The following is a 23,198-nucleotide window of genomic DNA, read 5'->3' as shown; positions in this document are numbered from 1 at the left end:
GGATGGTAAGATGCACAGAGAGAACCAAAGTTATTGAAATTAAAGGAGGAAATATTCATGAAAATTATTGATATAATTGCTTCACCAGGTCTTACCGGGTTTTATTTTGATGACCAACAGGCGATCAAGGCGGGAGCGGGACACGATGGTTTTTCCTATACCGGAGAGCCGATCACGCCAGGTTTTAAAGCGGTTAGACAGCGTGGGGAGTCCATTTCTGTCATGTTAATCTTGGAAGACGGGCAAGTAGCTGCTGGAGATTGTGCAGCAGTCCAATATTCAGGGGCAGGTGGCCGAGATCCGTTGTTTTTAGCTGAGGATTTTATTCCCATCATTTTGGAGGAAATTGCGCCTAAGCTTTTAGGTCAGGAACTGAACTCTTTCCGCCAATTAGTGGGCTTAGTGGAACATTCAAAACGGCCCAATGGGGAACGTTATCACACGGCAATCCGCTATGGAGTCAGCCAAGCAATTCTGGATGCCGTTGCTAAAGCGAAGAAGAAAACGATGACTGAGGTTATTCTGGAAGAATATGATCTGCCGCTGACGCTTGAACCTGTTCCTATCTTTACTCAAACCGGGGATGATCGTTATGATAATGCCGATAAGGCAATTATTAAGCGTGCCGGAGTATTGCCCCATGCCTTAATCAACAATGTTGAGACAAAGCTTGGAGCCAATGGAGAGCTGCTTTTAGATTATGTAATCTGGTTGAGAAATCGCATCCTTACGATCGGAGGAGAGGATTACCGTCCGGTGCTTCATATTGATGTTTATGGAACGATCGGAATAGCCTTTAAGGATGATACAGAACGAATGGTCGAATATTTTGCAGAACTGGAGAAAGCCGCAGCTCCTCTGCATTTGAGAATCGAAGGTCCTATGGATGCAGGAAGTATTGACGGACAGATAGATCAGCTGAAGGCTTTGAGGGTGGCCTTGAAAAAACGAGGAGTGAATGTGGAAATTGTCGCCGACGAATGGTGCAATACCTATGAAGATATTGTGAGGTTTGTGGACGCTCAAGCGGCAGATATGGTACAAATTAAAACCCCCGATTTAGGAGGAATTCAAAACACCATTGAAGCAGTTATCTATGCTAAAAAATACGGTGTTGGCGCTTACGTCGGCGGATCATGCAACGAAACAGACTCCGGGGGACGTACAGCTGTTCATGTTTCCTTGGCAGCCCGTCCTGACCAAATGCTGGCAAAGCCGGGAATGGGTGTGGATGAAGGATATATGATCGTTCATAATGAAATGAACAGGACACTCGCCTTGTTAAAGAGAAAGGCTTCAAATCGGTAATTTAATGAGGTTTGTTTTGCAAACAAGTCTCAAATAGAGATTCTTGATTAAGAACAAGGTTATAACGGAAACCAGAATCTTATCTGCTTTGGCATATAAGGTTCTGGTCTTTCGTTTTTACTTTTCTAACCGGAACCTTTACAATGGAAGGGAGAAAGAACAAGTAATACATAATGAGCAAGGAGAAGATACCTTTATGGGTAAAATCGGTTTAACGACGACAGTGCCGGTGGAAGTTATCTATGCGGCAGGTGAAATACCGGTTGATTTAAATAATATTTTTATAACTGGATCAGATGCTATGAATCGCGTTGAAGAAGCTGAACTTGCCGGTTTTCCGAGAAGCGTTTGCGGATGGATCAAGGGGTTATATTCAACGGCGTTGCAGCACCCGGAAATCCGCCGAATTATAGCTGTCACACAAGGAGATTGCAGTAATACCCATGCCTTGATGGAAACGTGGGAAGTTGAGGGCATAGAGATAATTCCTTTTGCTTTTCCTTATGATCGTGATTCTGATATGATTAGGCTTCAAATGGATAAGCTAATCACTTCTTTAGGGGCTGCCTGGGATGGTGTTAGTCAACAAAAAAGGCGTCTTGATCAAGTGAGGGCATTGGCTTGGGAGATTGACAGGCTGACCTGGGAAGAAAACCGTGTCAGTGGATTCGAAAATCATCTCTACCAAGTTTCTTGCTCTGATTTCAATGGCGACCCGGAAGGTTTCGCTCGTGAGATGGAGGAATTCATTGGCAAGGCCCGGCAAAGAGAACCATTGTCTGAAAAGGGGCGGTTTTCAGGGCGAAAAAAAGCGCGGGAAGTACGGTTGGGTTTTATCGGTGTGCCGCCGATTTTTCCTGAGTTATATGATTTTGTAGAAAGTCATGGTGCGCGTGTCGTTTACAATGAAGTTCAAAGACAGTTTACGATGCCTTTCCAAACAAATGATGTCGTTGAACAGTACCGCCTTTATACCTATCCCTATCAAGTTTTTCAGAGGATCGATGATATTAGTCGTGAAGCGGAGCAACGCCAGCTTGATGGGATTATCCACTATACTCAGAGTTTCTGTTATCGTCAGATTGAGGATTTAATCATCCGGAAAAAGTTAGACTATCCGATCTTAACTCTAGAAGGAGAAAATCCGACGGGGTTGGATGCGCGAAGTAAGATGAGGATAGAATCGTTTTTAAGTATGCTAGAAGACTAGAGAGACCCCCTGCGCCGATTTTGCAGCATTGGAGGCTAGTGGTAAAATGAAAATGGAGACTATATGTGGAATTGATTTAGGAAGTCGAAGTGTAAAGATCGCTCTGATGCAGTTTCAAAAGGAAAATGATCACTTAACGATTGAACGTTTAGAGAGTATAGACACAATTCGTTTTTATCGTGAGTACGGGCGCAAGCAAGACGAAAAACTGGCTGTAAATTTTGCGGCTTTAGGTTTGCCCAAGGTTGATTGCCTTATATCAACAGGTTATGGGAGAAATACTTTGGAGCTTGCCGGAGGAGAAGCAATTCCCGAATTAAAGGCTCATGTTTTAGGTGCTGTTTATCAGACGGGTCTTCAAGATTTCACCCTTGTCGATCTAGGGGGACAGGACAGCAAAATAATACAAGTTCGTAAGGGCAAAATGGCTGATTTCCTCACCAATGATAAATGTGCCGCCTCCTCGGGACGTTATTTAGAAAACATGGCGACGGTATTGGATCTATCCGTTGAAGAGCTTGGCCGATATGCAGATTCCCCTGTAGAGCTGAATTCTACTTGTGCGGTGTTTGGAGAAAGTGAACTGATTGGCAAGATTGTCGAAGGTTTCCCTCTTAATGAACTCGCCGCCGGAGTAAATGCGACTATAGTAAAGCGAATTTTGCCGCTCCTGAGGTCCTTTGACGGGGATGTTTTAGTGTTTACCGGGGGAGTTGCCCATAGCCATGCGGTTACGCAGCTTTTGCAGGAAGGTACGGGCAGGCGGATTGTTGTTCCGCAGGAACCCCAGTTTAACGGAGCGATTGGTTGCTGTGTTAAAGGCCGCGAGTTTCTTTCTTAGTAGCTCAGTTTAACTAAGGTACTTAAGGTACTAACCACCGGGCGAAAAGTAAATGATGGCATAATGGAGTATGCTTGACTAAGTTAGAAGATATTATGGCAATGCTCTGGAGAGTCAAATTGACTGGTGCGCTTTGGGGTAGGAGGGTTAAAGGTTTGATTAAGGTACTAAAATACCTTACCGGAATTGTAAACTTTTTTCACGATCGATTAATCTTGTTGACTCATTACTTGGGTTTAAACTATACCGATAAACAATTGCATTTTTTGGTCATAGGACTCATCGGAATAGTACTGTTTCTTATTGTTAATAAATTATTTAAGCATCTTGCTCGATATAGCCTTACTGCAATTTCCTTTGTCTATACCTTTACAGTCCTTGTTGTTTTAGTTTTCGCCATAGAAATTGAGCAGAAAATAACCCGTCGGGGAAATATGGAATTCCAAGATATTGTGGAAGGACTCTGGGGTTTCTTAGTCGCATTTGCGATATACATTGGATTAGTAATATTTATCCGCGCGATAAAAAAACACAGGCGAAAATAATCTTTTGAGAATAAATTAACATTTTAGAAACAACTTTAGCCCGAGTTTGGCGACATATATTTCCAATCCCTTGCGGCGCAAGGGATTCAGGCCTCACCTCTAAATATGTAGTCCTAAATAATTAGCAAAATAAATCAAAAATATACCTAATTATAGGTATTTGTGATATAATATTTGTAGTCCTAATATATTGCTCTTGGAGGCTACAAATGTTTCTAAAGAAAGTTACCATTAAAAAAGAAGGCAAAACCTACAGTTACTACAAAATTGTTGCTTCTTATCGAGATAAAGATGGAAAACCCAAGCACCGTCTCATTCAAAACCTTGGTGTTTTATCCGACGAGGATGCCACAAGGATGAAAATGATTCTTCAGGTTCAGCAGGATGCTGATCTTTCCCTTACTAAGAGTTCCGATATCGTAGTCACAAAGCATTGGATGTTTCTACCCATCCTTCTATTACATTCGCTGTGGGAGAAATTCAACTTGCATCGCTTTTTCTCTAATGGCTTGCTTACAGAAGCGATGGTCCTCAATCGTTGTATAGAACCTCGAAGTAAAATCCATGTCATGGAGTGGGTTCAAGATACGGTTTTACCAGCAATACACCGTAGTTCAGCCAAACCTTCTGATTTTGCTGTTTATCGTGAATTAGATGATCTGAACAAGCGGGAATCTGCCTTACAGGCTCATCTCTATCAGCAACTTCTGCAGTTTGATCCTTCAGTCGGGGAAGGCTTTTTCTATGACATTACTTCAACTTATTTGGAAGGTAGCAAATGTGTTATTGCCAAGCTGGGTTATTCGAGAGATCACCGCCCCGACTTGCAACAAATTGTAATCGCATTAATGGTTACTCCTCTTGGTTCTCCTTTCTATTGGAAGGTGCTTGAAGGTAACACTCAGGACGTCACCACGCTGCCTGACGTGGTCAAAGAATTGAAAAAACGATTTGGTTTGACTCGATGTCATCTTGTATTTGATCGAGGCATGGTGTCCGATGATCATTTAAACCTTCTTGAACGGCAAGAACTCACCTATTTGTCGGCAATGGACAAGGATGAGATGGCTAGCCACTCGCTATTCAACGAATTCATGCCAGAGCCTGCTTCAAAAGATGATTATGAGCAGATACTAGCACTTCATGAATTTCAGCCAACGGATGAAAATCAGTTTTTTTATACACGTGAGGGGCAAATTGATCAGCGCCGATTCATTTTCTCTTTTGATGTTACTCGATTTTATGAGGACATTGAATCAAGAGAAAAGCGAGTAGCTCAGGCCATGGCTTGGATCACGGAGAAAAATGACAGTCTGGCGGTTGCCAAAAAGTCGCGTAATAAGGAAACGATTGAGCGAGATATCAAGACAATGATTGCTAAACGAAAACTCAAATCGGTACTTCTCGTGACTGTTACGCCTATTGAACTGACAGTAACTAAAAGTGATAAGACGACACGAATTGTACAATCTTTCCGATTATCGGCCGAGATTGATAAGAACAAGGAACAGCAGAAAAGGCGATTGGACGGAATAACCTGTTTTATTACGAACGATTTGAACATACCACAAAGGGATGTGATTCAAAAGTATCGAGAGAAAAATAAGATTGAAGAAGCTTTCCGCGAGATGAAATCACAGCTTGCTCTACGCCCTATCTATTTGACACGGCCAGAACGTGTAAAAGCCCATGTGAGCATATGCATTATAGCTTACTTGCTGATAAACTCAATCGAGATAATCCTCAGGAATTCAGGAATCGCACTATCATCTGAAGAGCTACTAAGGCAGGTAAGCAGTTGTCAATTAAATCAGGTTGGCTTAAAAAGCTCTACCCAACGTTCTCTAACTATTACGGAGATGACGGAACAGCAGGAACAATGGGTCAAATTGTTTCATTGCGAAAAAATGATGAAACCAAAAGTGATCAACCAATTTGATGATTTCTTACTGAAAAACACGTTGTAGTGACAAAAATTAATTTACACATGGTCTAAAGCCTTGCTACGTCCAGTACTGGTAAAAAATGTCGCCAAACTCGGGCTTTAGTGAAAAATGTTTCCATTTATAAGAAGGATAATGAACACTTGAACAAGAATATACTATCGGATTCGAGAGTTTTATGTCGTAAACGATTTATTGCATTTGCCAAGAATTGGCACTTACTCTAAAGCATTATAAGGATACTCTTTTTGATACAGGAGGAGGAAAATTGATGAAAAGGTTCTATCACAAACTATTGGCTTTAGTGATTTGTTTAACGATTATTGGAGTGATTTTTCCCCAGAACACTCTGGCGGATACTATTCCGCTGCCTCCGACTAATCTTACCGCCACAGTATTGAATAATACCCAAATATACTTATCTTGGAATCCCGCTAGTGGTGCAACCGCGTATTATATTTATAGAGCGACCTCTCCGGATGGATATTACACCATTATTGGCAATCCCACGACTACAAATTATACAGATTCCAGTATATCGATGAACGTTGCCTATTATTACAAAATAACGGCTGCCAATGCTGCCGGAACAAGTGCGGATTCTTCAATAGTTTATACAATATCGACGAGCTCAAGTGGTGCCCCTGCGGCGCCAACAAATCTCATTGCAACAGCAACAAATAGTAATCAAATTTATGTAAGCTGGAGTCCAGTGAGCAATGCGTCCTATTATTATGTTTATAGATCAACGTCCGTTTCTGGAACTTATTCCCTTGTTGCCGGTCCCACCACAACAAATTACACGGATTATAGCGTGACATCAAACGCCCCATACTACTATAAAGTTCGGGCAGTAAACAGCGCCGGAACAAGTTCGGATTCTTCAATTGTATATGCGATACCTGCTAATTCTAATGGTGTTCTGTCAGCACCCACAAATCTCTCGGCTCAGGTTCAAAGCAGCAATCAAGTATTCTTAACTTGGGCCCCTGTAGGTTATGCAACTTATTACAACGTATATAGATCAACCTCGTACTCCGGGCCTTATTCTATTGTTGGCGTCCCTTCCTCTTCGCCATATACGGATACCAGTGTGTCAGCAAATACAACCTACTATTACAAAGTGGTGGCGGGTGGAAGTACCGGAACGAGTGCAGAATCTGCAATAGTTTATGCGACAACGACTACTGCTAACATTGCGCTGACAGCCCCTGTAAATCTTACAGCTTCATTTTCAGGCACCAATCAAGTATATCTGACCTGGAGTCCGGTTAACTACGCAAACTATTATTCCGTTTACAGAGCTACCTCGGTTTCAGGACCTTTTACCATGATTACGGCGGCAACAACTTCAAATTATACAGATTCGGCTGTGCAACAGTATACAACGTATTATTATAAAGTGCAGGCCGTAAACAGCGCTGGTTCGAGTCCAGATTCGCTGATAGCATCCACGTCAGCTAATTTTACTAATAACGCTTTGTCAGCCCCTACCGATGTAATGGCGACCGTTTCCGGCAGTACTCAGATTAACCTAACCTGGGACCCTGTGAGCAATGCAACTTGTTATTATGTGTTCAGATCAACTTCATCTACCGGAACATATTCCATCGTTGGTGAACCGACAACTACAAATTATACAGATTCCGGCTTGTCATCGGGTATTACTTATTATTATAAGGTGGAAGCATTAGGAAACTCGGGCAGCAGCCCGGATTCAGCCATTGTTCCCGCGACAACGACTTATTTTAATGGCGCAATAACTGCTCCGACTAATCTTAGCGCAACACCTGCAAATACCAATCAAATATATTTAACATGGTCTCCTGTAAGTAATGCGACTTATTATAATGTTTATAGATCAACTTCAGCCCTGGGGAGTTTCACAGTTATTGGTGCACCGACAACCACAAATTACACAGATTCCGGTTTGTCCTCAGGTATTACTTATTATTATAAAGTGGTGGCAGTAGGAAGCGTTGGCAGCAGTGCAGACTCTGCCATTGTTCCCGCCACAACGACGGTTACTAACGGTGCCTTGACGGCTCCTACCAATCCGACGGCCACAGCCCTAAGCACAAACCAAATCTATTTAACTTGGGATCTGGTTAGTAATGCAACTTCCTACTATGTGTACAGAGCAACATCGCCCACAGATACGTACACAAATATTGCAACAATTTCAACCACCAATTATACAGACTCCAATCTTTCGCCAAATACAACCTATTATTATAAGATCCAGGCGGCGGGCAGTACCGGCTTGAGCACCTATTCATCAGTCGTTAATGCGACGACGACGGGATCCGGCAGCTCAACTTCTACTTCCACTCCCACTAATATTTCCCAAATTTCCTCCCAACGATTAGCTGGGCAAGACTCCTACGGAACTGCAGCGGAGGTCGCCAAAGCAGGATGGCTTACCTCTTACTATGCTGTCATAGTCAGTGGTGAAACATTTTCCGATGCTTTGTGCAGTGCGCCTCTTGCCAATAAATATAATGCCCCATTGCTGCTGACCACCAAGGATAGCTTGAACGCAGATACAAAGCAACAGCTTTCGCGCCTTAAAGTCAAAAGCGTCTTCATCGTGGGTGGTGCAGGTGTTATTTCTTCAGCAGTTGAACAAACTATTGAATCTATGGGAATACAAGTCACAAGAATTGCAGGAAACGATAGTTATGAAACTTCTGTTAAAATTGCTCAAGCACTTGGGCAAACCACTCAAGCAGTCGTTGCCAGCGGCGAAACTTTCCCGGATGCCCTGTCGATTGCCCCTATTGCCGCAATGAAAGGAATGCCAATCCTGCTGACTACCCAAAATACTCTTCCGGACAGCGTAAAAACCTATCTCAAGGGAATTCAAAGCACTTATGTTGTGGGTGGTACTGGAGTTATCAGTGACTCAATTCTTAGCCAGCTCCCCTCACCTACGAGGCTTAGCGGGCAAGATAGATATGATACAAATATTAGTGTGCTCAAAGCATTCGCCGGCCAACTAGATTTCAGTACTTGCTATATCTCTACCGGTGAAAATTATGCGGACGCTTTAGCCGGTTCAGTCTTGGCTTCCATAACATCTTCACCACTTATCTTGGTAAGTAATCCTGTGGAGCAGTCAACACTTAATTATACGGGGAGTATCTCCGGCACTATTACCAAAGAGGTAGTTTTCGGCGGAACAGCCGTTGTTCCGGACAGTGTCTTAACCAGTTTAAATGGTACAACCAATGTGTCAAATACAATATCTGCGCCGACAATTGTTACGGCATCTCCTGTAAGTTCGAATCAAATTAACCTCAGCTGGGATGCAGTAAGTGGCGCAACATCCTATTATATTTATGGTTCAACTTCCTCCACAGGTGCCTTCAGTCATATAGCGACTGTAACGACGAATAGTTATTCAAATACAGGTCTCTGGGCCAATACAACCTATTATTACAAAGTACAGGCAGTAAATGCTTCCGGTACAAGTCAATATTCCCCGGTGGCTTCAGCTGCTACAACAAACTAAAGTTCTTCCAAGGATATGTCTTTCTGACGGGGAAAATATAAACTTCGTTATACTGCGAGCACATGTGCAGTTGCCGTCTTCCGCTCAGGCAAAGTCGCAGCGGAAGACGGGTTTCTTTTGCGCTTAAAGGGAATAATATGAGTGACTGTTTAGAGGATTGTCTTCCGGATACTTTAGGAGTAAGATAAGAAATGGATTCGCCAATAGTAACATTTTACCAAATATTAGAGTATTACTGTGAAGGAGGTTCGTTAATTTGAAGGAAATTCATGTGGACGAAATTATTTCTGCAATCCGAACACTATGCATGGAAGCAAACTATAACTTGACTTCAGATATCATGACTGGCTTTCAAACGGCACTGAAAAATGAATCCTCTCCTCTGGGCCAGGAAGTTTTAGAACGTCTCATTGAAAATGCCGAAATCGCTCATAACGAACAGGTTCCCATGTGCCAAGATACAGGGATGGCTGTCATTTTTGCTGAAATCGGCCAGGATTTGCACGTAACAGGCGGAGACTTAACGAGTGCGCTTAACGAAGGTGTAAGACAGGGTTACGAAGAGGGTTATCTCCGCAAATCTGTGGTTAAAGATCCTTTTGAAAGGGTCAATACAGGGGACAATACTCCTGCTATTATTCACTATGATATCGTACCAGGGGATACTCTTCGCCTTGTTGTTGCCCCTAAGGGGTTCGGTAGCGAGAATATGGGCGGCCTAAAAATGTGCAAGCCCTCCGAAGGTCTGGAAGGCGCCATGCAATTTGTGGTGGATACTGTTGATCGAGCCGGTGGAAATCCATGTCCTCCGATTATTGTCGGGGTAGGAGTGGGTGGAACTATGGAAAAAGCCACCTTCTTGGCTAAGAAAGCCTTGCTTCGCGAAGTGGGAAAACATAACCAAGACGATCGTTTAGCAAACATTGAAAAGGAATTATTGGAACGCATTAATCGACTGGGTATTGGGCCTCAAGGATTTGGCGGAGTCACAACGGCGCTGGCTGTTAACTTAGAGGTTTATCCCACACATATTGCCGGAATGCCTGTCGCCGTGAATATTGGCTGTCACGCGACACGACATAAAGAAATAACTTTACAAGGGAGGGTGAGTCAATGAGTGACGTCAAGCACCTGGAAACTCCCCTTACGCAAGAAAAACTCAAGACCTTAAAAGCTGGGGATAATGTCTTAATAAGCGGCGTTATTTATACCGGGCGGGATGCAGCTCATAAGAAAATGGTTGAAGCTCTGGAGCAGGGCGTTGAACTGCCTTTCGATATGAAAGATCAAATTATCTATTTCGTAGGTCCTACTCCCGCTAAAGAAGGTCAGGTGATTGGTTCGGCCGGACCGACCACAAGCGGGCGCATGGATGCTTATTCCCCTAAGCTTATTGCTCAAGGTTTGACGGGAATGATAGGCAAAGGACTGCGTAGTTCTGAGGTCGTAGAAGCCATGAAAGAACATGGTGCCGTCTATTTCGGAGCCATCGGCGGGGCAGGTGCCCTTATCGCAAAGCGAATCGTTTCAGCTGAAGTGATTGCCTATCCTGAACTGGGAACCGAAGCAGTCCGGAGATTGGTTGTCAAAGATTTTCCGGCCATTGTGATCATTGATCATGAAGGCACGAACCTTTATGAAAAGGGGAAAGCCCAGTATAGAAAGGATTAAGTTCAGAATTGGTCACAAAAGCTTCACAATTTCTTAAAGTACTATTAAGGATTTTAAGATATAATTAGTTTGTTGGAAATCCTTGATGGGAGTGCTAAAAATGAATAGTTGCCCTTTTTGTGGAGCGCGTGAAGTTGGTCGAATTGGTCGAGAACGATATTATTGCCGTGAATGCTGCCATGAATGGACAAAAGGCGGTGGAGAGGTTAAAATTTTTGAAGTTATGTCTGATGGATCGGTTGAACCCCTAATCCTTGAGCGGGATTCAATTTCTCATATCGTATCCCACTCTGATGTGCGCCGAGCCGGATGAAATGATTTCTAGCCGCCAATAAACCAAGACAAAGTATTTTACTTAATTAGTTTTTCTACAAGTACATGAGTTTCCTAAAGGAGAGCTGAATAAAGCTCTCTTTTAGTTTTACCATCAAAAGTATAACCTTTGGTTAAATACTGCAAGAAGGGTTAATACGTGCGAAGACAGTGTCTTCGTCCTCTGGCATAAGTTATCATGAACGAGACGGCCCCAATTCGCAGCACACAGGTTATTTTTGGTAATGCTATACATGTTAATGATTACCAAAACAGAGCTGAAATGCGAAAGGAGCCGTTACTATGAAGGATAACACAAAATACGTAGGTTTAGACGTATCCAAAGAAAAAATAGCAGTTGCAATTGCCGATGAGGGCAGAGAAGCCCCACGCTACTGGGGTGTTTGCCAAAATAACTCTGAATCGATTAGAAAGTTAATGAAACAGTTAGGAACACCGGGACAACTCAAAGTTTGCTATGAAGCTGGCCCTACGGGGTATCCACTTTATAGATTATTGCTTAGTCTGGGCATCGAATGTAGCGTTGTAGCTCCTTCTTTGATTCCCACAAAACCTGGAGAACGTGTAAAAACCGATCGTCGTGATGCTATTCGCTTATCTCAATTATTTCGTGCTGGAGAATTAACCCCCATTTATGTTCCTACTGAGGATGATGAAGCTTTGCGAGATTTAGTTCGTGCTCGAGAGGATTCAAAAGAGGATCAGCTTCGAGCAAGGCATCGATTAACGAAATTCTTATTGCGATATGACTTAAATCCTCCGGCAGGCATAAAAAAGTGGACAGCAGGTTATCGGGATTGGCTGGACGCTCTGAAGTTCAGCCGTGCTGCACAGAGTACAGTATTTCAAGAGTACCTTCACCATTTAGACGAGATTGAACAGCGCATAAAACGGCTTGAAGCAGAAATTCATGACCAGGCGACAGATAGTGTTCATGCCCCGATGATTCAAGCGCTGCAAACCCTGCGAGGTGTGGCAGAGCTATCAGCGACCAGTTTAGTTGCTGAGATTGGATCGTTTACACGGTTTGGCAGTGCCCGACGAATAATGTCTTATACTGGGTTGGTTCCAAGCGAGCGCTCGACGGGAGAAACACGTCATCAGGGAAAGATGACCAAAACGGGAAATGCTCATGTACGACGTATATTGATTGAAGCCGCCTGGAGCTATCGTTATACACCTGCGATAAAGGGGGAGATTCGTAAAAGGCAGCAAGGGAAACCGCCAGAGATCACAATGATTGCATGGAAGGCCCAAGACCGGTTACATCGGAAATATAAACGATTAATGGGGCGAGGAAAACCAAGTGGGAAAGTAATTGCAGCCGTTGCAAGAGAATTAGCGGGTTTTGTTTGGGCGATAGCATGTGAGGTTGAAAAAGCATCCTAAATTTGGTGAAGGATGATTATTAAAGAATTTGGATTATAAGAGGTGCGAATTAAAAGTAGGGCACGTAGGCAAAAGGAAAAGTCCGTAAAGGAGAATCCACGAGTTGCACTTGTTGCTAGGTTTGTTATACAAACTGAACGCACGCCATAAGTTCGTGGCAGCTCCCCAGACGAAGCGATAAAATGTGAAAATCCACGAATATCAGACTGCTCATCGTCGATGTAAATCGTTTGCCTTCGTGCCGTGTTTTTAAATCAGCAGAAAAGAATGTTGGGGCTTCGCCCCAAGAGTTTAACGCTTTAAATTCTCCTGCAATTTAAAAAGGAAGGGAACAATTTGTTCCCAATTCCTCATTGCAGCAGAAACCAATCTAGCGCTCAGGTTGCTCTCCAGCATTGCCCTATCCTCTAAGATTGGCAAGAGCTACCTATAGTGTTACCAAAATGTGCCCAAAATAAGGTTTTACCAATAAAATTTTAAAAAAGAAGACGGGGCTAGTTGACAGTCTCGTTCATATCAGTGCAACTAACCAGCCGCTTTCGCCGGAGGCTCAGCGCCAGCTAAGTTTTCTTCATCCGAAAGAAAGCCGAAGGCTTCAGCGTCATTAGTCTGCGGCTAATTTTCATTTAAAAATAATAATTGTAAATTAAGATTTAAAGCAGGATTTTGTCGAGGGATAATAGAATTCTAAGAACTTAATAGTATTAATAATAATCGTCAGGATTTTCCTTGATAGTTTACGATGGAAAAGAAACCAATAGCTGCACAGATTATTGGTTTCACGATTATTGGCCTCACGGCTATTCTCAGGCTGATTTTTTATTTCAAAATTGCTAAATTGGAAACTTCTTGCTACGAAACAACTATTACAATGAATCTAGAAAGGGTGAATAGCATTGATACAACTACACCAATTTGATTTATCAGAGTCCACCCAATTATTGAAGATTGATGCTGAGCAGTTAAACCTTCTTAGAGAGGTTCGGGTGATTATCGAAAAGGATGTCGATCAAATTGTTACGAACTTCTATGCTCACGTTGTTACGATTCCGGCTCTCAAAGCAATTATTGACCAGTTTTCATCAGTAGATAAGCTTAAAGTCACCATGAAGAAATATTTATTGTCACTTTGCCCGGAAAAGATTAACGAACAATTCATGGAATGGCGAGTGACGATTGGTGATGTCCACAATCGAATTAACTTGCCTCCGTTTTATTATTTAAGTGCCAATCAGGTTTTGTGCGATGAAGTTATACCCTTAATCTACAAGCATTTTAAAAGAAAAACTGACCTTGCTATGCGATCAGCCCTGGCCTTTCAAAGAATTTTGAGTTTTGATCAGCAGGTTGTTATGGCAAGCTATATTCAATCCTACATGCACGAGATTGATAAGAAAGCAGAGTTAGAAAAAGCGTTATTTGAGATTGACAGCTTGCAGCGCAGAGTAAATGAAGCAAGTCAGGCTTTAGCGGCAACTTCTGAGGAAACTGCGGCTTCTGCGGCTGAAATGAACGAAGCAACAGCACAAATTTCCAATAATGCTTCCGAGGCAGCGGAATTTTCGGGAAAAGTGGATGCATTGGCACAAGAAGGTGCTCGTAAAATCCAAATGATTTCTGAAACGATGATGCATTTAGCAAGCATGACCTCAGAAATGCAAAATAAAATGAATGAGCTAGACCATAGTTCAGCCCGCATTGCTTCCGTTACAGATGTCATTAAAGAAATTGCTTCTCAGACCAACTTACTGGCCTTAAACGCAGCCATTGAAGCTGCTCGAGCTGGGGACAGCGGCCGTGGGTTTGGAGTTGTCGCTGAAGAAGTGAAAAAACTGGCAAACCATTCCGAACAATCTGTTCAAGAAATTAGCGCTCTTATTGCCCTGACCAAAGAAAATACCACGGCAGTGAACAAGTCTATTGTGGAAACTACTCAAGCAATGCAGAGTGCGGCTGAGGAGGCCGGAGAGATTGTTAATCGCTTTGGAGATATTATGACGGCGATCAATTCAAGTATCCAACAGGTTCAGGGAATCGCTCAACAGATTGATGCCTTGGCTCAGACCGCAAGCCAGATCGGAGCAGCCTCTGAAGATGTCGCTAATTCAGCGACGTCACTGGCACAAATGGGCCTCAGAGAATAGAGGGATTAATTAAATTGGTGGATAGAATATCTGTGTCCGAGGATGCCTTTTACATCCGGAGAATGTGGAGCTTTTCCCGTGCGCTTGATCTGGGTTTAGTGGATGAAGAGATTGAACGAGGGTTAACATTTAAAATCGGGCAGCGGCATGGCGAACGAGTGGCTTATATTGCCATGCGTTTAGGACGCTGCCTGGGTCTCAATAAAAAGGAACTGGTTCATTTAACGATTGCCGGGCTGCTGCACGATATTGGAGCATTGGGCTGCTTCAGGACCCATTTCGGAAACCCGAAAATCCTAAGACAACACTGTCTTGTGGGTTCGGACCTTGTTAAACGTTTCCCAGCGGGAGAGATTCTTTCTTCTGCAATTAAATATCATCATGAAACGCCTATCTCATGCCGCAATGTCTTAAAGGTACGGCCTGAGGAAATCACCCTCATGGCCAAAATTCTATCGTTAGCAGATCAGGTGGATTTGCGTCTGACTCGCCGGCAGTACACACGTAAAGAACGAGATGAACTATTGCAATGGGTGTCCTGGGAAAGCGGAGTCCTATTTTTTCCTGAAATAGCCGCTGCCTTTGAACAAATCGCCCGTAAAGAAGCGTTTTGGCTGGATATTGAACAGTCGGATTTGCTGCAAATTGCTTTAGGGTTATTGTGCGGAAAATGGCACCTGCCTGCGGTAAGAGAACTGGAAATACATGGGTTTACGGACGACCTTGCAGTTACTTTTGCAGATTTAATTGACCAAAAGAGCCGATTCACAGCCCGTCACTCGCGGTCTGTGGCTGAAATAGCAGAACGTTTGGCAGAAGGATTAGGTTGGAGTGATCAGCAACGGCATGAATTATATGTAGCAGGTCTACTGCATGATTTAGGGAAACTTTCGATTCCGAAAAAGATTTTGGATAAACAAGGCCCTTTAGACGTCGCCGAAACAGATATCATTCGTACCCATACTTATTATACGCATCGTTTGCTGACGGAAGCCGGATTCCCCACAAGAATGGTTGAATGGGCCGCCCATCATCATGAGCGCCTTGACGGCAAAGGTTATCCTTTTGCATTAACAGCCAAAGAAATTGATACCGGATCCCGACTCATGACCATTGCCGATATGTTTGCCGCCTTAACGGAGGATCGGCCCTATCGGAAGGCAATGTCAGCTGCTGAAGCACTGGAAATAATTCAGCGCGGTTCAGGTATAAGCGTTGATGAACAACTCCTTCCCTTGGCAAGAAAAGTCTTATAGACAAGGGGGACGGTTCTTCTGTCTCATCGGGGCGGCGATTCATCTCGCCACCTATAGAGGATGGGAGTCTTCTCGCTTAAAGAATATAAACACATAAGAGTATGTTTCTTTCTGTCCCTGCATGACTTTTTTACAAATAAATGCAAGAAGAAAGTACATACTTTTATTTTGTTGTAATTTGGGTGTCCTTTGGTCATCGGTCTATAGATTAATGTTTAGTGAGGGAAAGGGTTTAGTCGCAGAGAAGTGATTTAACTCTTAATTTGTGGTAAAGTGGAAACAATGAATATGAAAGGCCTGATCATTTTGTTTTATCCCTTCGAAATGGAACGCTATCTTGAAACACTGCTGGGAGAGAGAGATTCTTTGTTACGGGAAATGGAAGAAATAGCCCTCCAAGAAACCATACCTGTGGTGACACCGGCCGTGGGAAATTTTCTTAACCTGATGGTGACCATAAACAGGTCTCAGTCAATTTTGGAAATTGGTACAGCTATCGGATACTCCACTGTCTGGTTAGCCCGTGGCGCAAAAAAGTGTGGGGGGCATGTCACTACGATTGACATGAATAGAGATCGTCTCTCCAGAGCTGAAGGATATTTCGAGCGTGCAGGACTTTTGCAATCTATTACACCTCTGAAAGGAGATGCCCGGAAGATACTCCCCAGCTTAACTCCCGGGTATGATTTTGTCTTTGTGGATGCCGCTAAGGGAGAATATTTAGATTACCTAAACCTTATTGATCCATTAATCGCCCCGGGAGGAATCCTGGTTGTCGATAATGTCTTGTTTCGTGGCTGGGTAGTACCGGAAAGTAATTTTGCGCCGAAGTATGAACGCATGGTAGGCGGATTGAGAAGGTTCTTGCAAGAACTAAGCCAGAACCCGGAGTATGTAACGACGGTACTGCCCTTCGGAGACGGCATATCTGTCAGCCGAAAAGTTGAGGCTGCCCCGGCGTAAAAGGTTTGCATATTGTCAAGTGAAAAGGTGATAGTCATGGGACAAAAGAAAGCTCTCGGGGTGGTTTCCCAACGATTTGAGGAAATCGATCTGCTCAGAGCTATTGCTATCGTGTTGATGATTATTTTTCATTCGGTTTATGACCTTAAAGAGTTTGTTGGAGTCAATATCGATTATCAAGCGCCTTTTTGGCTTATTCTTGGCAAGATATCAGCGCTTCTCTTTATTATGGTATCCGGACTGGCATGCGGTTTCAGTACCTCCCCTATACGGCGGGGAATCAAGGTCTTGCTTTACGGGATGGGGATAACGGTCGTAACGTTCCTGATCATGAAAGAGGAGTATGTTCGCTTCGGAATTTTACATTTTCTTGGGGTTGCCATGATATTGTCTCCGCTGCTCATGAAATTATCGACACGACTCCTCTGGCTCATCGCCGGTTTAATCGCTGTCTTAGGGTTTTGGTTTAAAACACTGGTGGTCTCCACAAGTCTCTTCCTGCCTTTTGGTCTCATGTATGCAGGTTTCAGCACCATTGACTATTATCCGCTGTTCCCTTATTTAGCTGTAACGATTATTGGAATTCTTGCATATCGAACGTTTTATGCCCAAAGGACCATCAGAATCCCTCAAAAATCCCATATTCGAGCTATGGAAAGACTGAAATGGCATTCTCCCCCGTGGATACTATGGTTAAGCAGGAATTCCTTGGGAATATATCTGATTCATCAACCGATCCTTTTGCTGTTTATTTACCTGTTAAAAATTTTAAGATAAAGAATAACTTGCTTAGTGAGTGAAATGTAGGAGGGGAGTGTGTTTTGACGATGTTTGTGCACGAGCATCTGATGCAGGCAGTATATTTTGCCCCACGAGGAAGAAAACGCTTATTGTTCCTGGGAACAAATATTCAACAACGTTACCTAAGCCCTGAGGATAAGTTAATTGGATTTGTCGGCGATGCCGGTGCCGGTAAATCACTGCTTATTCGCGGTATGTTTCCCGGACTGGAATTGACCAACGATGATGACGGTATCAATATCCGTCCGTTACCCTTAATGGAAGATGCGGATCGCGACCATTTTCGCTGCCATACTTATCATTTGGATGTCCGTTTTGAGTCTGCCTTTACACAACCTTGGCAAATCGCCGAGGCTATACAAAAGGCAATCGCCCGCGGCCGCAGAGTAATTGTAGAACATTTTGATCTTGTCTATCCTCATTTGGGTACGAATGCAGAGGTTTTAATCGGAGTAGGAGAAGAGGTTATTGTTACACGGCCAACAGTATTCGGGCCGGAACCACAAAGCATCGCAGATATTGTCTTTGACTCCATAAAATTTCGCCGTATGGCCCACAGTGCCGAGGACATCACTTCGATGATTCTGGAGGAAATGGGTTTGGAAAAGCCCGAAGTGCATAGTGATATCAAACACGGTTTTGTGCTGGAACTTCCTGAAAAACCGGATATTGATTTAGATTTGGTGGAACAGCGTGTCTTGGATTTAATCAAAGCAGACCTGCCCATTTGTTCTGCAGATGATGAACACATTCGAGTCGGGGAAATGATGTACCCTTGTACCGGTCCGCGCATTCATATTCGCAGGACAAGTGAGATAAAGGGTTTTCAGCTCTTGAAAGAATTTCGTTTTGATCCGATCGCCCGCCTTTATACTATTGCCGGTATCGTTGGCGAGGCAGCCATGCCTTCGCGTTCTATTGATTTATTTGGCGGCAGGGATCAAAATTTATAAGAGTCAAATAGCAAACAATATTTCACTTGTGTAATATTGGCATTTCTTCAATTCTTCTGGTAAACTAAACTAACAGACTATGGCTAAGAAAGGTTAGGTTTCATGATGGAACGTTCATATGATCGGGCTGCAGATGTTCTGCGCCCTGTTAAAATTTCGCGACGCTTTACTAAGGCCCCGGAAGGTTCGGTACTCATTGAAATTGGGGACACGCGGGTTTTATGTACTGCCAGTGTAGAAGAAAAGGTGCCTCCTTTTCAAAAAGGGACGGGAAAAGGCTGGGTAACCGCGGAATATTCAATGATTCCCAGGGCTACTCAGAGTCGAACTCAGCGTGAGGCGACTAAAGGGAAGCTTACCGGTCGAACTATGGAAATCCAGCGCTTAATCGGCCGCGCACTGCGTTCGGTTGTTGACCTGAAAAAGCTAGGTGAACGCACAATCTGGCTGGACTGTGATGTGCTGCAGGCAGACGGCGGGACACGGACTGCTTCTATTACCGGAGCATATGTTGCCTTAACCGACGCAGTGCAATATTTAATGAATAACAAACTATTAAAAACAAACCCCATTACTGACACCTTAGCCGCTGTTTCGGTTGGCAAGGTTCTGGGAAATCAAATATTGGACTTGGACTATGTGGAAGATTCCAAAGCAGAAGTCGATATGAACGTAGTTATGACCGGGTCAGGAAAATTCGTGGAAATTCAAGGAACTGCTGAAGAAATTCCTTTTGATCGAGCGGATTTGAATGTATTTCTGGAGCTCGCTGAAAAGGGAATCCGTACATTGATGGAAGTTCAAAAGACAGCCTTGGAGACAACCTCATGAAGATAATTTTAGCCACCCAAAATGAGGGTAAAGTGAGAGAACTGAGAGATTTAATAGCCGACGAAGAGATAGAGGTGGTTTCGCTGCGGGATCTCCCGGAATCGGAAGAGGTTGAGGAAAACGGAGAAACCTTCGCTGAGAACGCGGCCATTAAAGCAAGGGCCGCAGTTCAAAGGACAGGTCTTATAGCCCTGGCGGATGATTCAGGCTTAGAAGTTGATGCCTTGAAAGGTGCTCCCGGTGTTTTCTCTGCACGATTTGCCGGGGAGCCTAAAGACGATGAGCGCAACAATGAAAAACTCCTAGAGCTTTTGGAGACAATTCCAGAAGACAAGAGAACTGCACGCTTTCGCTGCGCTCTGGTTATTGCAGCCCCAAATGGGGAAGAATATCTCACAGAGGGAAGAGTCGAAGGGAAAATTCTAAGACAGCCTCGAGGGACGGATGGTTTCGGTTATGATCCGCTGTTTTTAGTCCCGGAATTAGGAAGAACATTGGCAGAATTAACCTTAACCGAGAAGAATAATTTAAGTCACAGAGCCCAAGCTTTCCGCAAGGCGATTCCGATATTAAAAGACTTAAAAGCAGAACATCCTTAAAAGCCTGGATCGCTGGACTTTTGCTTGCCTCATTGACAAAGTTATAGGCCATTTTAAGTAAACTCAAGGACATCTGATAATAGGCCAGTTAGGGACAAAAAAACCTGCGGAGGGTTTCAAACCATACAATAAAAAATTCAAATTAGATTCTTGACGAATAACTTGAGATGAGCTATACTAATCAAGTCACCAATCGGGGCATAGCGCAGCTTGGCTAGCGCGCCTGCCTTGGGAGCAGGAGGCCGGGGGTTCGAATCCCTCTGCCCCGACCATTATTCCCAACTTGTCTAGGTTTAGGAGTAACCTGGGTTGACAATCGTGATCTCTCAAACTGCGCCTGTAGCTCAGTTGGATAGAGCATCTGCCTTCTAAGCAGGTTGTCGGGGGTTCGAGTCTCTCCAGGCGCACCAACAAAATTATAGTTCCTATGGTGGGTGTGGCGAAGCGGTTAACGCACCGGGTTGTGGTTCCGGCATTCGTGGGTTCGAAACCCATCACCCACCCCATATTAAGAAATGCGTACCTTCCCCATGTTTTCTCAAGCAAAACATGGGGAAGGTTTTTTTATAGTTCGTTATCTGGAAAAGTTGTTCGCAGCAATATATAATTACGTAGAAACTTGCGAATATTTTTTATAGTAATCAATGGATAACTATCGTGATAAGCAATATGGGCCTGGGAAATACTGTTTCTATAAGGTGTAATTTGCTGCATGAGGAGTAGATCATTTGAAGAATGCTTTAAAACTATACCAAAATGACCTAAAACGCATGAGAAGAAATCCCATTGCTTTAATGATCATTGCAGGACTGTGTATCTTGCCTGCCCTCTATGCTTGGGTAAATATTCTCGCTTGTTGGAATCCTTACGAAAACACCAGTACAATTCCGGTGGCGGTGGTCAATCAGGACAAGGGGATTACATATCAAGGAAAACCGATTAATATGGGGAATACCATTGTCAATAAGTTAAAAACAAACAAACAGATCGGCTGGAAATTCGTGAATGATACCGAGGCCAATTTAGGGGTTGTAGATGGAACCTATTTTGCTGTGATAGAAATCCCGGGTAATTTTTCGGAAAGCTTTGTGAGTGTTCTAACGGATGCAACCAAGAAACCGGAAATTATCTATAAGGTGGATACGAAGGATAATCCAGTTGCCGGTAAAATAACGGAGGCGGCCAAAAATTCGCTGGTTGATCAGATTTCTTCCAATTTCATTGCTGCAGTTAACGAAAGTCTCTTTACTTCGTTCAACAAAATAGGAAAAGATGCTGAAGCCAATCGAACCAAACTAATTCAATGGAAAGACCAAATAATCCTTGCCAATAGAAATATGGGCTTAATCCTAAGCATGCTCCAGGATATCAACAGCAGGTCCGGCAATTTGAGCTCATTCCTGACAGAAATTAAATCCACCATGCCGGGAGTCAATAATCAATTAACCACCCTGGCACAGGTGAATCAAAACAATACAAACACAATTAAATCTACTAAGACGACTTTAAATCAGTCCTTTGACACTATTGAAACGGGTCTGAATAATGCTCAGGCCTCAGTGAACAGAATTCACGATTTAGTTCAAAGCCTTAATTCATCTCTGGCAAATACTTCTCAATTAAATTCCGCTATAGGACAGATCAATCTGGAAATAGGGGCGCTCAATAGCCAGTTAACCGGCATAAGTAATTACTTACAGAAACTTAATAACGTCATGCCAACGACTCAGCTTGCCAATTTAATAGCCTCTTTGCAAAGCATCGAGGGCTCGTTATCCAATGAAACGAATCAACTGAATTCACTGCAGCAGCAAGTAAATAAGACGAATACAATCAACCAAGCCTTATGGGGACAAATAAACGATACGATCACTAATCTAAACTTACAGCTCATTAAGGCAACAAAGTTATATAATTCGAAGGCAAGAAATGATTTGAACTCCATAGCTGATAATTTGGCGGCAGCCACAAACCAAGCCGCCGACCTAATAACTTCAGCCCAGGGACTTCAGGATCAAATCGATAGTTTAATGGGAACGGCGATCGAAGGAAGCCAATTGGCTGCTAAAGTATCTGGGGATTTAAAAGACAGACTTCTCGAGTATCAAGATATTATCGCTAAGTTAAGTGATAAACTCCAGATGGTCAGCAATAATGACTTAGCGCAGATCATTACCATATTACAGAGTAATCCCGAACTTATGGGGAGTTATATAGCTTCGCCCTTTAATTTACGGGAGGAGTCCATTTATGGGGTGCCAAACTATGGCTCTGCTATGACCCCGGTCTATTCAGTCCTGGCACTGTGGGTTGGAACCCTTATTTTGACCTCCCTGCTTAAGACGGAAGCAGCCTATTTCGAGGGAATAGAAACTTTGACGATCCGAGAAAAACACTTTGGAAAAATGCTGACGTTTATCACCTTAGCACTTATCCAGGGATTAATTATTTCTATAGGTGATAAGTTGCTTTTAGGGGTATATTCAGTAAACACAACGTTAATGATTATAGCTGCCCTGATTTCATCTTTAACGTTTGTTATCATTACCTATACCTTAGTTGCTCTTTTGGGTAATTTTGGGAAGGCCCTGGCTATCGTCTATATGATTATCCAATTGGCTGGAAGCGGCGGCACCTATCCTATCCAAGTTGATCCGCTTATCCTGAGAATACTTCAGCCAACGTTCCCCTTTACCTATGCTATTGCGGCCTTTAGGGAGGCAATGGCCGGCCCTCTGATAAGCAGTGTTGCTTTGGACTTTTTTATGCTGATGGTTATTGCAGTGATTTTTATTCTGCTGGGTTTCTTCCTGAAAAAACCTTTATATGAGCGGGTTCATAGGTTTGAAAAAAATTTTGAATTATCGGGAATAGGGGAATAGGCTTTAAGCAAATCC

General features: G+C 43.3%; 18 protein-coding genes and 3 tRNA genes. All 21 read left to right on the top strand.

The features are described from left to right. Positions 1-57: 57 nt before the first annotated feature. The 21 genes from DESACI_RS20835 to DESACI_RS20735 all read left to right on the top strand — a co-directional run bounded on the left by DESACI_RS20835 (position 58) and on the right by DESACI_RS20735 (position 23,183). Positions 58-1,308: a methylaspartate ammonia-lyase gene (locus DESACI_RS20835; RefSeq protein WP_014829201.1), complete on the top strand. Its 1,251-nt coding sequence runs from the start codon at positions 58-60 to the stop codon at positions 1,306-1,308. A 196-nt stretch (positions 1,309-1,504) separates the two neighbouring features. Then, positions 1,505-2,518: a 2-hydroxyacyl-CoA dehydratase family protein gene (locus DESACI_RS20830; RefSeq protein ID WP_014829200.1), complete on the top strand. Its 1,014-nt coding sequence runs from the start codon at positions 1,505-1,507 to the stop codon at positions 2,516-2,518. A 52-nt stretch (positions 2,519-2,570) separates the two neighbouring features. After that, positions 2,571-3,359 (top strand): acyl-CoA dehydratase activase, encoded by a 789-nt coding sequence (locus DESACI_RS20825; RefSeq protein ID WP_041276702.1) that lies wholly within the window; start codon positions 2,571-2,573, stop codon positions 3,357-3,359. Between the two features lie 155 nt (positions 3,360-3,514). Next, positions 3,515-3,904, top strand: a complete 390-nt coding sequence (locus tag DESACI_RS20820) for a hypothetical protein (RefSeq protein ID WP_041276165.1) — start codon at positions 3,515-3,517, stop codon at positions 3,902-3,904. Positions 3,905-4,113: 209 nt separating this feature from the next. After that, positions 4,114-5,871, top strand: coding sequence for an IS1634 family transposase (locus tag DESACI_RS20815; RefSeq protein WP_014825279.1), 1,758 nt, complete (start codon positions 4,114-4,116; stop codon positions 5,869-5,871). A 247-nt stretch (positions 5,872-6,118) separates the two neighbouring features. Next, complete coding sequence (locus DESACI_RS20810) at positions 6,119-9,361, top strand: cell wall-binding repeat-containing protein (RefSeq protein WP_014829197.1); 3,243 nt, start codon at positions 6,119-6,121, stop codon at positions 9,359-9,361. Between the two features lie 256 nt (positions 9,362-9,617). Next, positions 9,618-10,478 carry a fumarate hydratase gene (locus DESACI_RS20805; protein ID WP_014829196.1) on the top strand — a complete coding sequence of 287 codons (861 nt, stop codon included), beginning with the start codon at positions 9,618-9,620 and terminating at the stop codon, positions 10,476-10,478. Continuing rightward, positions 10,475-11,032: a Fe-S-containing hydro-lyase gene (locus DESACI_RS20800; RefSeq protein WP_014829195.1), complete on the top strand. Its 558-nt coding sequence runs from the start codon at positions 10,475-10,477 to the stop codon at positions 11,030-11,032. The genes DESACI_RS20805 and DESACI_RS20800 overlap by 4 nt, the downstream gene beginning before the upstream one ends. Positions 11,033-11,132: 100 nt before the next feature. After that, entirely contained in the window at positions 11,133-11,345 is a 213-nt protein-coding gene (locus DESACI_RS20795; RefSeq protein ID WP_014829194.1) for a hypothetical protein, read from the top strand. A 302-nt stretch (positions 11,346-11,647) separates the two neighbouring features. Next, positions 11,648-12,754, top strand: a complete 1,107-nt coding sequence (locus DESACI_RS20790; protein ID WP_014825172.1) for an IS110 family RNA-guided transposase — start codon at positions 11,648-11,650, stop codon at positions 12,752-12,754. An 896-nt stretch (positions 12,755-13,650) separates the two neighbouring features. Beyond that, entirely contained in the window at positions 13,651-14,898 is a 1,248-nt protein-coding gene (locus DESACI_RS20785; protein WP_014829193.1) for a globin-coupled sensor protein, read from the top strand. Positions 14,899-14,930: 32 nt separating this feature from the next. Further along, positions 14,931-16,154 carry an HD-GYP domain-containing protein gene (locus DESACI_RS20780; protein WP_085939242.1) on the top strand — a complete coding sequence of 408 codons (1,224 nt, stop codon included), beginning with the start codon at positions 14,931-14,933 and terminating at the stop codon, positions 16,152-16,154. A 306-nt stretch (positions 16,155-16,460) separates the two neighbouring features. Next, the gene (locus DESACI_RS20775; RefSeq protein ID WP_041276699.1) at positions 16,461-17,117 is read left to right on the top strand and encodes an O-methyltransferase; all 657 of its coding nucleotides are present in this window, start codon (positions 16,461-16,463) and stop codon (positions 17,115-17,117) included. A 36-nt stretch (positions 17,118-17,153) separates the two neighbouring features. After that, positions 17,154-17,894, top strand: coding sequence for a heparan-alpha-glucosaminide N-acetyltransferase (locus tag DESACI_RS20770; RefSeq protein ID WP_014829190.1), 741 nt, complete (start codon positions 17,154-17,156; stop codon positions 17,892-17,894). 50 nt (positions 17,895-17,944) lie between these two features. Continuing rightward, positions 17,945-18,871: an alanine-tRNA synthetase second additional domain-containing protein gene (locus DESACI_RS20765; protein WP_041276697.1), complete on the top strand. Its 927-nt coding sequence runs from the start codon at positions 17,945-17,947 to the stop codon at positions 18,869-18,871. Positions 18,872-18,976: 105 nt separating this feature from the next. Further along, positions 18,977-19,702, top strand: a complete 726-nt coding sequence (rph, locus tag DESACI_RS20760; RefSeq protein WP_014829188.1) for a ribonuclease PH — start codon at positions 18,977-18,979, stop codon at positions 19,700-19,702. Then, a complete protein-coding gene (locus DESACI_RS20755; RefSeq protein ID WP_014829187.1) occupies positions 19,699-20,301 on the top strand; it encodes an XTP/dITP diphosphatase in 603 nt (200 codons plus the stop codon). Before rph ends, DESACI_RS20755 begins: the two co-directional genes overlap by 4 nt. A gap of 194 nt (positions 20,302-20,495) precedes the next feature. After that, a tRNA-Pro gene (locus DESACI_RS20750) sits at positions 20,496-20,573 on the top strand. A gap of 61 nt (positions 20,574-20,634) precedes the next feature. After that, positions 20,635-20,711, top strand: a tRNA-Arg gene (locus tag DESACI_RS20745). A 20-nt stretch (positions 20,712-20,731) separates the two neighbouring features. Then, positions 20,732-20,807: transfer RNA gene (locus tag DESACI_RS20740), tRNA-His, on the top strand. A 264-nt stretch (positions 20,808-21,071) separates the two neighbouring features. Then, on the top strand, positions 21,072-23,183 hold the full coding sequence (locus DESACI_RS20735) for a YhgE/Pip domain-containing protein (protein ID WP_427846757.1): 2,112 nt from the start codon (positions 21,072-21,074) through the stop codon (positions 23,181-23,183). Positions 23,184-23,198: the final 15 nt, after the last annotated feature.

Source organism: Desulfosporosinus acidiphilus SJ4 (assembly GCF_000255115.2).
In the GTDB taxonomy this organism is placed as follows: domain Bacteria; phylum Bacillota; class Desulfitobacteriia; order Desulfitobacteriales; family Desulfitobacteriaceae; genus Desulfosporosinus; species Desulfosporosinus acidiphilus.
This window is presented reverse-complemented; position numbering and strand designations above follow the sequence as displayed.

Bases quoted from the DNA above. Each gene is read 5' to 3' on its own strand.
- DESACI_RS20835 (WP_014829201.1), top strand. From the start codon at position 58: ATGAAAATTATTGATATAATTGCTTCACCAGGTCTTACCGGGTTTTAT.
- DESACI_RS20830 (WP_014829200.1), top strand. From the start codon at position 1,505: ATGGGTAAAATCGGTTTAACGACGACAGTGCCGGTGGAAGTTATCTAT.
- DESACI_RS20825 (WP_041276702.1), top strand. From the start codon at position 2,571: ATGGAGACTATATGTGGAATTGATTTAGGAAGTCGAAGTGTAAAGATC.
- DESACI_RS20815 (WP_014825279.1), top strand. From the start codon at position 4,114: ATGTTTCTAAAGAAAGTTACCATTAAAAAAGAAGGCAAAACCTACAGT.
- DESACI_RS20810 (WP_014829197.1), top strand. From the start codon at position 6,119: ATGAAAAGGTTCTATCACAAACTATTGGCTTTAGTGATTTGTTTAACG.
- DESACI_RS20800 (WP_014829195.1), top strand. From the start codon at position 10,475: ATGAGTGACGTCAAGCACCTGGAAACTCCCCTTACGCAAGAAAAACTC.
- DESACI_RS20795 (WP_014829194.1), top strand. From the start codon at position 11,133: ATGAATAGTTGCCCTTTTTGTGGAGCGCGTGAAGTTGGTCGAATTGGT.
- DESACI_RS20790 (WP_014825172.1), top strand. From the start codon at position 11,648: ATGAAGGATAACACAAAATACGTAGGTTTAGACGTATCCAAAGAAAAA.
- DESACI_RS20770 (WP_014829190.1), top strand. From the start codon at position 17,154: ATGGGACAAAAGAAAGCTCTCGGGGTGGTTTCCCAACGATTTGAGGAA.
- DESACI_RS20765 (WP_041276697.1), top strand. From the start codon at position 17,945: ATGTTTGTGCACGAGCATCTGATGCAGGCAGTATATTTTGCCCCACGA.
- rph (WP_014829188.1), top strand. From the start codon at position 18,977: ATGGAACGTTCATATGATCGGGCTGCAGATGTTCTGCGCCCTGTTAAA.
- DESACI_RS20755 (WP_014829187.1), top strand. From the start codon at position 19,699: ATGAAGATAATTTTAGCCACCCAAAATGAGGGTAAAGTGAGAGAACTG.
- DESACI_RS20735 (WP_427846757.1), top strand. From the start codon at position 21,072: ATGAGAAGAAATCCCATTGCTTTAATGATCATTGCAGGACTGTGTATC.